The sequence below is a fragment of the Thomasclavelia saccharogumia DSM 17460 genome (assembly GCF_000686665.1).
Lineage (GTDB): Bacteria > Bacillota_I > Bacilli_A > Erysipelotrichales > Coprobacillaceae > Thomasclavelia > Thomasclavelia saccharogumia.
The window spans coordinates 1-11,049 of sequence record NZ_JMLH01000085.1; the positions used below are offsets into that span (position 1 = coordinate 1).

Below are 11,049 nucleotides of genomic sequence, written 5' to 3' on the forward strand. Positions count from 1 at the left end.
GATAATCTCTGAAGTGGTCTTCGTTAATATCAAAAAGATTGTCATAATTAATGAAATCAAGAAAACGAGCGATACCGTCCATATAATTGATAATAGTTTTATCGGCAAGGTTTTTTAAATCGAGAGCGATCCTAACATCATTAAGGATAGGAAATTGTTTGATTTTGTCATTTATAGATTTAGTATTCATAATTAATCAGTCCTTTCTGTTATAAAATGACAACTAAATTATAAATAAAAAAAGCCATCATAAGAAAGATGGCAAACAAAAAAATATAGAAAACATAAAGAAAGAATTGAGCTAACGCGTAGCGTTTTAGTACAATATATTCGAGGCAGACTTTCCTTGTAAAGTAAACAAAAACAGGCAAGTTGTGAATAACTTTGGTTCTTAATTACCTATTATCAAGTAAGAATCATAACTTTTTGCCTGTTCTTTATTTTTTATCGAAACTCAAATAACTATCACAATATAATTATATTTTACAGCATAATAACATCAATATTTTAAAAACTTAAGCGATTCTTTGTCTTCATAAATAAAAATGCAGAAATAATTACCGCCACTACCTCGGCAATTGGAAAAGATAACCAAATTAAATCAATATTTCCAAAAAAAGATAAAATATAGGCTGTTGGCAATAAAACAAATAATTGTCTAATTAATGATGTTAATAAACTATAAGTACCTTTACCAACTGCTTGAAATACAGCACTGCATACAATTGAATATCCTGCTAGAATAAAATGAATCGCTATTATTCTAAGTGCCGTCGTCCCAATTTTGATCATATCTGGTGAAGCATTAAAAAAAGCTAATAAGGTTTGGGGCATAAATTCAAAAATAATTACGCCAATGATCATAATTCCAATGGCGTAAACTATTGCTAGATTGATTGTCTTAAACATTCTATCTATCTTTCTAGCCCCTAGATTATAAGCGATAATTGGAATCATCCCATTATTTAAACCATAGATTGGCATAAATACAAAACTTTGTAATTTAAAATAAACTCCAAATACTGCTGTTGCAGTAGTTGAAAAACTAATTAAAATACTATTCATTCCAAATGTCATTATACTACCAATAGATAACATAATGATTGAAGGAATGCCTACTGAATAAATTTGTTTAATAATATGTAAATTAGGTTTAAACCCTTTAAACTGAAAAGAAATATCATGATTATATTTGATATTAAAAATCAACGCTAACATAAAAGCAACTATTTGACCAGTCACTGTAGCAAGTGTCGCTCCTGCAACTTCCATTTTTGGCATTCCAAACATTCCAAAGATAAAAATCGGATCTAAAATAATGTTAATAATTGCTCCAATGCTTTGTGTCAGCATTGTAAATAAAGTTCTCCCTGTCGCTTGTAATAATCGTTCAAACAAAAATTGTCCAAATAAACCAAACGATAACCCCACAACGATCATCACATATACCGTTCCATAATCAACTATTTCTTGATTTGAAGTCTGAATTTTAAAAAATAAATTTGACATTAATAAACCAATAATCATAAAAATTAAAGCTGTAATAATATAGACAAAAATTGAATTTATAGCCGTATTATTTACCTGATCTTGATTTTTCTCCCCTAAACTCCTAGACAATAACGCATTTACACCAACTGCAGTTCCACTTGCAAAAGCAATCATTAAATTTTGTAACGGAAAAGCCAAAGAAACAGCAGTTAAAGCATTTTCGCTAATTTGAGCCACAAACACACTATCAACAATATTATACATAGCCTGAACGAGCATTGAAATAATCATTGGTAAAGACATTGAAATTAATAATTTATTTACTGGCATTACCCCCATTTTATTTTCAACTGCCATTAAAAATTACCCTCTAGATATATTTGTGCAATTATCTCAGCCACTTTATCAATTCCTAAATCACTATTTATTGTTAAATCAAAGTTTTTTAATTGACCCCATTTTTTGGTCGTATAATAATTATAATAATTACTTCTCGTTTTATCTTTTTTAATTACATATTTTTTATAGTCATCTTGCTTTTCTTTATAACTTTCCTTAACACGACGAATTCTTGATTCTAATGGCGCATGAATAAAAACTTTTAATACATTATCATAATCTTCTAAAATATAATCAGCACAACCGCTAACAATAATACAATTGTCACAATCAGCTAGATGACGGATTATTTTTGACTGCATTGTATATACTTGATCATTTAACGGTAATGTAAAAGCACTTGATGATAAACTATACATAAATCCCGATGCTTTTTCTTCTGACACTTTTCTTATCACATCAACATTAAATCCCATTTCTTTCGCTGCTAAATCAATAATTTCATTGTCATAGTAAACCAGCCCTAATTTTTCAGCTACTTTTTGAGCAATAAGCCGGCCCCCTGAACCATATTCCCTAGCAATAGTTATAATTTTTTTACTCATAAGTATTACCTCCTCTATACTTTATATTCTAACATAATTTAACTTATGTTACTAATTTTCTTATTCTATAAAAAAAGGATATAACCAAAGTATATCCTTAATTATCTTTTATCTTATTAATACAATCCTGATTGATTTTTCTCTGGAAATATAATCCTAAAATAAACGCTACCAGCTCACCAAGAGGAAAAGCCCACCAAATCATCGTATCAGCATTACTAAATAATGTAAAGATCCATGCTGCAGGCAATGTCACGATGATCAATCTGACTAATGATAAGATCAATGATTTTATTCCAAATCCTAAAGCTTGATAAATTCCCTGAAAAGCAATGTTAGCTCCTGCAAATAAATATCCTAAAGGTACTATTTGTAAAGCTAAAACTGTCATTTTTGTCGAATCTTGATTTAAAGAAAAAACTTTAGCTAAAGGATCAGCAAATATTTCTAAAATCAACAATCCAATTGCCATTAAAACAAGAGTATAAATCATCCCATACTTAATTCCATCTTTAACACGTTTTTTATCTTGTTTTCCATAGTTGAATGCAATTATTGGAATCATTGCATTATTTATTCCAAAAGCCGCAAAGAAAACAAATTGTTGAATCTTATAATAAATACCAAATGCAGTAACAGCTGTTTCACTAACTAAACCATAAATAATATTTATTCCATATGACATAACAGACATTAATGACTGCATGATAATTGCCGGAATCCCAACTCTGTATATTCCAATAATAGTCTTTTTATTAGGTCTTAAATAAACCAATTTACCATCAATTTCTTTATTAAAACAATAATGAAAGATCATGTCTAGAACTAGTGTTAAAATTTGGCCAATAACTGTCGCTAAAGCCGCTCCTACAACATCCATTTTAGGCAAACCAAATAACCCAAAAATCAAAATTGGATCTAAAACAATATTTGTTAGCGCTCCTACTAATTGGGCAACAGTTGATAAATGTGTTTTCCCCGTACTTTGTAATAGTTTTTCATAAATCATCGAACCAATTGATCCAAAAGATAAAATACAGCAAAGTTTTAAATATGATGAACCTAAAGATAATACTAATTCATTAGAAGTTTGACTCTTTAAAAATATATCAACCCCAAAGAATCCAAAAAGTAAAAATAAAATATACATACAAATAGCAGTAAAAATTGCATTTCCAGCTACTAAACTAGCTTTTTCATAGTTCTTTTCACCTAAATATTTTGATAATAATGAATTAACTCCCACTCCAGTCCCTACACCAATAGCAACCATCAACATTTGAATCGGAAATGCTAATGTTAAAGCATTGATTGCATAATCAGCTAGATCAGCAATTGATGATGAAGTAATATTTGAGATAAAAAAAGTATCAACAATGTTATAGAATGCCTGGACGACCATTGATAAAATCATCGGCATCCCCATTGTAAACATTAACTTATTAATTGGAACATAGCCCATCTTATTTTTCATTTCCATATAATCACTCCTTAAAATAAAAACGCAAATCTCAATTGGATTTACGCCTTAGCTACTCATTGAATCACTATTTAGTTTTCATAACCATATCATAAATAAGCTCAGCACAATCATCCAATGATAGATCGCTGCTATCAATACATAAATGATAATTAGACAAATCATTTAATTTACCATTAGTATAATAACGGTAATATGTCTTTCTCTTTTTATCACGTTTATCCAATTCCTTGATTGGATTTTTTAAATCCTCACGATATTCATCCGTTACTCTTCTAGCTCTAACTTCAATATCACTATGAATAAAAACATTTAGACAATCATTTCTTTTTCTCAAAATATAATCACTGCAGTGTCCAACGATTACACAAGGCTCTTGATCAGCCAATTTAATTATTAAATTGCGCTGTAATACATATAATTGATCAATTGGCGTGATCCCCCCGCTAGACCAATTATTAAATCCAAATAAAATAGTATTTGTATCACCATACTCACTATTTTCTTTTACAAATTCTGAAGCATAACCACTTTCTTTAGCTAACTGTGCTGTGATTTTACTATCATAATACTTGTAGCCTAATTTTTTCGCTAATAATTTTCCAATCTTACGGCCACCACTACCATATTCATGGCCAATTGTAATTACTTGATATTTCATTTTAACCTCCTCAAAATACAAAAAAGTATTCTTTTACAATCGGAATTACATCCATAAAAGAATACTCATTGCCTAAATAATATAACACATTTAAAAAGATTTTGTAAGTTTTTATTTTTAGATATTATCAAGTTTGGCTATAATTCTATCGATTACAATATTTGAACCCTAAAAATCATAGTGTTATAATACTTGAAGATAGGAGATGAAACAAATGACAAAAGTAGATATTATATCCGGTTTCCTTGGAGCTGGGAAAACAACTTTTATAAAGAAATTAGTTAATGAAGTATATCAAGGAGAAAAAATCGTTTTAATCGAAAATGAATTTGGGGAAATAGGTATTGATGGAACATTCATGAATAATGCAGGAATTGAAGTCACCGAAATCAATTCTGGCTGTATTTGCTGCAGTCTTGTAGGTGATTTTGAAGCTTCATTAAAAGAAGTTTTAGAAACTTATGAACCTGATCGAATCATTATTGAACCTTCTGGGGTAGGTAAGTTATCTGATGTAATTAAAGCTGTCAATGATGTTCATAGCGATAAACTTGTTCTAGATAATTATCTTGCTGTTATTGACGCTAAAAAATGTCGTTTATATACTAAAAATTTTGGTGAGTTTTTCAACAATCAAATTCAGTATGCTTCATTGATTATCTTGAGTAGAACTCAAGATATTACTGAATTTCAACTTGATGAATGTTTAAAAATTATTAGAAACTTTAATCCTAAAGTTAATATCGTTACTACACCATGGGATCAATTAACTAAGGAAAATATAATTAATGCGTTCAGTAATAGTGATGATCTTCAAAATGAATTATTAGAGCAATTAGATATTTGTCCTGAATGTGGTCATCACCATGACCATGATCACGAACATCATCATGAACACGAGCACCATCACCACAATCACGACCATGAACATCACCATGATTGTTGTTGTGATCATGAACATCATCATGCTGATGAAGTCTTTACAAGCTGGGGAGAGCAGACACCAAAAAAATATTCAAAAATACAATTAGACAATATTCTTAAAAAATTGAGTACTGATCATACATTTGGTAATATTTTAAGAGCAAAAGGTTATGTTGATAGCGATGAAGAAAACTGGTGGTATTTTGATCTAGTTCCTGGTGAATATGAAATTCGTACCGGTAAAGCTGATTTTACTGGTAGAATTTGTGTTATTGGTGAAAATCTTGATCAATCAAAATTAGAAACTCTATTTAATGAGGCAGTCTAATGGATATCCGCGTTTATATTTTTGCAGGATTTCTCGATAGTGGTAAAACTTCATTTATTAATGATACTTTGATGAATCCTGATTTTTATAGTAATGAAGACACTTTATTGATTAGCTTTGAAGAAGGTGAAGTTGCTTATGATGAAACTTATTTAAAAAAATCTCACACTTCTTTAGTTACTTTAGATCATGAAAATTTTACTACAAATGATTTAAAACAATTAGAATTAGAATACCACCCAACACAAATTATAATTGAAGCAAATGGTATGATGGATCTAAATATCTTTGTTAAAGAAATAATTCCTAAAAACTGGTTCGTTGCTCAAGTATTAACCACTATTGATACAACTACCTTTCCTATGTATTTAAATAACATGCGTTCTTTAGTGTATGGTCAAGTACTATTTAGTGATTTAGTTATTTTTAATCGTTACGATGCTAATATTAAAAAATCAATGCTTAGAAATAATATCAAAGCAATTAATAGTAATACCCAAATTATTTATGAATTTCCTAATGGTACGATCGATACAATGAATACTGAAGAAGAATTGCCTTTTGATATAAATAAAGATCATTTAGAAATAAAAGATCATGATTTTGGGATTTTTTGTATGGATGCTATGGATCATCCTGATAAATATGCTGATAAAATAATTAAGATAAAAGGTAAATTTATTGGCTTAGATCGTTTGGTTGAAAATGGCTTCGTTTTAGGACGTCAAGCGATGGTATGCTGTGAAGAAGATACTTCATTGATCGGATTGGTCTGTATTAGTCCTTTAGCTAAAAAACTTATTCCTGAAGAATGGATCGTTGTTGAAGGAAAAATTTCAATAAATTATGATCCTGAATATCAGGTAAATATCCCAATCTTAACTGTTGATCAATTAGAGGTTGTTCCACCGTTAAAGAATCAATATGTGACTTTTGATTAAAAAAGCGTTATACGCTTTTTTAATTTTTCTTTATAATATTTTCAAAATATTAAATTTACTCGTAATTATTTTTAGTATACAATAAATAGTGTTATTAGAATAAAGGAGTTAGGATTATGATTAAATTGATTGCAACCGATCTAGATGGTACTTTATTAAGAGAAGACAAAAGTTTTAATAAAGAATTTTATGATATTTTCTATAAATTAAAAGAAAAAAATATTGTGTTTGTTATTGCCACTGGAAATCAATATGAGCTTGTTAAAAATAGATTTGATTTAATAAAAGATGATCTTGTATATATTGTTGAAAATGGTAATAAAATCGTATATCAAAATAAAGTATTATATACAAGTATATTAAAACAAGAGGATAAGGAAAATATTCTAAATTTATTATTAGAATTTGAAGATTTATTGATTGTTTATTGTGGATTAAAACATTCTTATATTTCTACAAAATTTCAAGATAAAGAAGATTTTTTAAAATTGTTTCTTCATAATTATGTTTTTGTTGATGATTATAAAATGATCGATGATCAAATTATGAAATTTTCTATAGCTGATTTTAACGAAGAATCAAAAAAGTATGTTGATATAATAAAACAGCAGCTGCCTGATCATTTACAAGCCGTTACAACTGGTACGATTTGGTTTGATATTTTTAATAAAAATGTTAATAAAGGGACAGGGTTAAAATTTATTCAAGATTATTTTCATATTAGTAAAGAAGAATGTATGGCTTTTGGTGATCAAATGAATGATTATGAATTGTTATTAAACTGTGAAGAATCATATGCTATGAGTAATGGAGTTGAAAAATTAAAAACGATTGCTAAGCATATCGCTAAATCTAATGAAGAAGATGGTGTTATTCAAGTTCTTAAAAAATTAGTTTAAAAATTATTTTCTTTTTATAAGAATAATAAATAAAAGTATACGTCAAATAGATAGGTGGGATAAATGCTACTAGTATTTGTGCTGATTATAATAAGTTTCAATAATGATTTAAATATTAAAAACCGAAATCTAGATATTAGATATCGGTTTTTAATATTTAATATTTTTTGGATTTCCTGTTCCTCGTCTGTACTGCTATATACATGGTTGTTGCGGATAACAACTCTACAAAAGGCATGAAAATGTGCAAACGATATGCTCCACTTCTGTACAAGTCATGGAATTCCTTCTTTTCCTCTATAAAAAGCTGTACTATTTTATTTTTGAAATACGTTTGCATTGTACTTAATTACTTTTATATAATTCAGCAAGCAGCTCAACACATTTTTCAATTCCTAACGCTCCACTATCTAAAGCAATATGATAGTTCTGTGCTTGTCCCCACTTCATATCCGTATAAAAGCGATAATAAGTGGCGCGTCTTTTGTCTTTGTCTTTCAAACGCTGTTCGGGCGATTGTTCCCATTCACCATATTTCTGCACAATCCGTTCCGCTCTTTTTTCCATACTTGCATGAATAAATACTTTCAGACAATTTTCTCTTTCACTCAAAATATAATCTGCACATCTACCAACGATAACACAATCTTCTTTTTCTGCTAATTCAAGAATAATATTCTGCTGAATTACCCAAAGTTGGTCTTGATTTGTTGGTGTGATAGTTCTTGGAGAAAAAGCAGCCGCAAGCCATCCACCCGGAGCATATTCACCAGCTTCTTTTATGTAATCACTAGTGAAACCGCTTTTTTCTGCAATTTTTTGTATCAGTTCATTATCATAGCATGGGATTCCCAACCGTTCCGCTGTTTTCTTTCCAATTGTCCTGCCGCCACTACCAAATTAACGGCTGATTGTTATAATACGTTTATCCATTTTATTACCCTCCATTTATCTGTCCGTCATTCTGAAAATGCAGTTTCCTCTTTTACATTTAAATGCTGGATTAGCTGTACTGTCAATATTTCAGTCACAATAATCGCTACAATGTCACAAATCGGAGCGGAATACAAAATCCCCATAACGCCAAAGTGAACAGGAAGTACCAATATCAGCACAATGTGGACAACTTCACGAACCAACGACATCGTAGCAGAAAAAAGAGGTTTTCCGACTGCCTGCATAAAAGAACCGCAGCCCTTTTGAATACAGGTAAACACAATGCCGCTCAGATAGATACGCATGGTTAGTGTGGCAAACTCCATATATAAAGCATCGCCGCTTCCAAATATGCTGACAATCTGCGCTGGGAAAGCCTCGAAAGCAATCAGGGCAACCGCACCAATGCAAAACTCGGAAAGTAGCATTTTTTTAAACAATTCTTTCACACGCCCCATATTTCCAGCACCATAGTTATAGCTTGTGATTGGCTGTATGCCAATAGTAAGCCCAATGCAGATACCGGAAACGACAGAAAAGATTTTCATCACGATACCGATTACTGTAAGCGGTATGTCTGCCCCATATTTCGATTGCGCCCCATATTTAACAAGGGCATTATTCAAAACAGCGGTTACAATCACAATCGTTACCTGTGTAAAGAAGCTGCTGATTCCCAATGTCATCACATTTTTGAGAGTTTTCCATTCCAGTTTAAAACTGTGCTTATCCAGCCGGAAACTCTTGGTATGAAACAGGTAAACAATAGACAGAACGCCAGAAACGGTCTGACCGAATACAGTTGCAACGGCAGCACCCATCATGCCCCAGTCAAGCACAAAAATTGCAACCGGGTCAAGGATAATATTCAGAACGCAGCCGATACAGTTGATTCCCATAGCCAGCTTTGGGCTTCCGTCTGCGCGTATAATGATATTCAGCATATTGGAAAGCATATAAAACGGTATGCCGATTATCAAATAACTGAAATATTCCGTTGCATATCCCACATTATTTTCTGTTGCCCCGAACAGGTTTAAAAATTGTTGCTGAAATATGCAGTAAGCAGCGACTAAAACAAGGGAACATATCAGCGTCATTAAAGAAGCATTGCCTACTGCTTTGCACGCTTTTTCATATTCTTTCTTGCCCTGGCAGATACTGAAATACGCCCCGCAGCCGCTTCCAAATAGTAAAGCAATCGCAAGAGCGATTACTGTTAATGGATATACAACAGAAGTTGCGCTATTTCCCAAATAACCTATACCATGTCCAATATAGATTTGGTCTACCATGTTATATAGCGCAGCTATCAACATAGATATAATACTGGGGATAGCGAATTTTACCATTAGTTTCCCAATAGGCGCTTCCCCCAAAAAACTATTTGCATTTTCATTCATGCCACATATACCACCTTTCATTGAAAATTGTTAAATTATCCGTCTTGACTTTTATGCACATTGCATTACAATAAAAAGAGACGAATGTTTCTTTATTATAACAATTTGGAAGACATTTTCAATAAATTACGTCTTAACTGCAACATTTAAAGGGGGGTTGTCGCTTTATGAGAAGAAAATCTACTACTTCCGAAATGATGAAGTCTTATATTGTTGATGGTCTATTGCTTCTTATGGCAGAAAAGGAATTTCAAAGTATTACCGTTGGAGAAATCGTTACAAAAGCCGGTGTTAATCGTTCTACATATTATCGGCATTTCAATGGAAAAGAAGATGTTATCTTTTATTTTTTAGATTCGATCATGTGTGAATATCTCGAAAAAACTAAATCACAAAAGCTTGATTTAAAATCATATCTCCAAAATATGTTTCATCATTATCTTAAATATAAAAAACAAATACTCATCATATATAATTCTGGATTGTCGCTTATACTTCTAAACGTATTAGAGAAACATTTCCATTCACAAATTGATACAAGTAAGCCTATAGACGAACAATATAAAGTTTCTTTTTATATCGGCGGAATTTTCAACCATCTTCAAATGTGGTTTTCAAGAGAAATGCAGGAGTCACCAGAAACAATGACGCAATATGCCCTTACTGTGCTGCCTTCACAATTTGTCCCATATTTGACTAAATAAATGTTGATTAGCATTTTATTTTAACAAATTTTTGGCAAATTAAATTGGATAACAGAAGTAAAAGATATGAGCTAATTAGTAAAAAATAGCAAAATATAATGGCACAAACAATCAAATTAATTTATTCCAATTTCCTTATTTACAGTGGAGCCAAATTCCTAAGAACCGTTAAAACCAAGCAAAATCAAGAAGATTTTGCTTATGAAAAAGTATAACTTAGGAATATCCACTATAAATAAGTTTTCTCGGCATAAAATAATTTGAATAAAATATTATCAAATTAAATTAGTTATATTTAATTTTAACTAATTTACGAATGCATAAACAGTAGTTTTTTG

The 11,049-nt window shown here is 30.7% G+C and carries 11 protein-coding genes; 4 read left to right on the top strand and 7 right to left on the bottom strand.

The features are described from left to right. The 5 genes from BR82_RS15925 to BR82_RS0113300 form a co-directional block, all read right to left on the bottom strand. Positions 1–190 (bottom strand): phage integrase N-terminal SAM-like domain-containing protein (locus tag BR82_RS15925; RefSeq protein WP_034864434.1); only part of this gene is annotated, 190 nt, incomplete at its 3' end. A 317-nt stretch (positions 191–507) separates the two neighbouring features. Beyond that, positions 508–1,848, bottom strand: coding sequence for an MATE family efflux transporter (locus BR82_RS0113285; RefSeq protein WP_027090584.1), 1,341 nt, complete (start codon positions 1,846–1,848; stop codon positions 508–510). Beyond that, positions 1,848–2,435, bottom strand: coding sequence for a cytidylate kinase-like family protein (locus BR82_RS0113290; protein ID WP_027090585.1), 588 nt, complete (start codon positions 2,433–2,435; stop codon positions 1,848–1,850). Before BR82_RS0113290 ends, BR82_RS0113285 begins: the two co-directional genes overlap by 1 nt. Before the next feature lie 97 nt (positions 2,436–2,532). After that, positions 2,533–3,915, bottom strand: coding sequence for an MATE family efflux transporter (locus tag BR82_RS0113295; RefSeq protein ID WP_027090586.1), 1,383 nt, complete (start codon positions 3,913–3,915; stop codon positions 2,533–2,535). Positions 3,916–3,982: 67 nt separating this feature from the next. Then, positions 3,983–4,576, bottom strand: coding sequence for a cytidylate kinase-like family protein (locus tag BR82_RS0113300; RefSeq protein ID WP_027090587.1), 594 nt, complete (start codon positions 4,574–4,576; stop codon positions 3,983–3,985). 214 nt (positions 4,577–4,790) lie between these two features. Here BR82_RS0113300 and BR82_RS0113305 point away from each other — a divergent pair, with 214 nt between their 5' ends. The 3 genes from BR82_RS0113305 to BR82_RS0113315 all read left to right on the top strand — a co-directional run bounded on the left by BR82_RS0113305 (position 4,791) and on the right by BR82_RS0113315 (position 7,668). Beyond that, a complete protein-coding gene (locus BR82_RS0113305) occupies positions 4,791–5,828 on the top strand; it encodes a CobW family GTP-binding protein (RefSeq protein WP_027090588.1) in 1,038 nt (345 codons plus the stop codon). Then, positions 5,828–6,769, top strand: a complete 942-nt coding sequence (locus BR82_RS0113310) for a TIGR03943 family putative permease subunit (RefSeq protein ID WP_027090589.1) — start codon at positions 5,828–5,830, stop codon at positions 6,767–6,769. The genes BR82_RS0113305 and BR82_RS0113310 overlap by 1 nt, the downstream gene beginning before the upstream one ends. A 116-nt stretch (positions 6,770–6,885) precedes the next feature. Continuing rightward, positions 6,886–7,668 (top strand): HAD family hydrolase, encoded by a 783-nt coding sequence (locus BR82_RS0113315; protein ID WP_027090590.1) that lies wholly within the window; start codon positions 6,886–6,888, stop codon positions 7,666–7,668. A 345-nt stretch (positions 7,669–8,013) separates the two neighbouring features. Here the strand turns inward: BR82_RS0113315 and BR82_RS15930 are convergent, their stop codons facing one another. After that, the gene (locus BR82_RS15930) at positions 8,014–8,523 is read right to left on the bottom strand and encodes a cytidylate kinase-like family protein (protein ID WP_240474566.1); all 510 of its coding nucleotides are present in this window, start codon (positions 8,521–8,523) and stop codon (positions 8,014–8,016) included. Between the two features lie 104 nt (positions 8,524–8,627). Then, positions 8,628–10,007 (bottom strand): MATE family efflux transporter, encoded by a 1,380-nt coding sequence (locus BR82_RS0113325; protein WP_034865119.1) that lies wholly within the window; start codon positions 10,005–10,007, stop codon positions 8,628–8,630. A 167-nt stretch (positions 10,008–10,174) separates the two neighbouring features. Between BR82_RS0113325 and BR82_RS15935 the strand changes: the two genes are divergently transcribed. Beyond that, on the top strand, positions 10,175–10,711 hold the full coding sequence (locus BR82_RS15935; RefSeq protein ID WP_034865120.1) for a TetR/AcrR family transcriptional regulator: 537 nt from the start codon (positions 10,175–10,177) through the stop codon (positions 10,709–10,711). Positions 10,712–11,049: the final 338 nt, after the last annotated feature.

Bases quoted from the DNA above. Each gene is read 5' to 3' on its own strand.
- BR82_RS0113310 (WP_027090589.1), top strand. From the start codon at position 5,828: ATGGATATCCGCGTTTATATTTTTGCAGGATTTCTCGATAGTGGTAAA.
- BR82_RS0113290 (WP_027090585.1), bottom strand. From the start codon at position 2,435: ATGAGTAAAAAAATTATAACTATTGCTAGGGAATATGGTTCAGGGGGC.
- BR82_RS0113295 (WP_027090586.1), bottom strand. From the start codon at position 3,915: ATGGAAATGAAAAATAAGATGGGCTATGTTCCAATTAATAAGTTAATG.
- BR82_RS0113305 (WP_027090588.1), top strand. From the start codon at position 4,791: ATGACAAAAGTAGATATTATATCCGGTTTCCTTGGAGCTGGGAAAACA.
- BR82_RS0113285 (WP_027090584.1), bottom strand. From the start codon at position 1,848: ATGGCAGTTGAAAATAAAATGGGGGTAATGCCAGTAAATAAATTATTA.
- BR82_RS0113300 (WP_027090587.1), bottom strand. From the start codon at position 4,576: ATGAAATATCAAGTAATTACAATTGGCCATGAATATGGTAGTGGTGGC.
- BR82_RS0113315 (WP_027090590.1), top strand. From the start codon at position 6,886: ATGATTAAATTGATTGCAACCGATCTAGATGGTACTTTATTAAGAGAA.
- BR82_RS0113325 (WP_034865119.1), bottom strand. From the start codon at position 10,007: ATGAATGAAAATGCAAATAGTTTTTTGGGGGAAGCGCCTATTGGGAAA.
- BR82_RS15935 (WP_034865120.1), top strand. From the start codon at position 10,175: ATGAGAAGAAAATCTACTACTTCCGAAATGATGAAGTCTTATATTGTT.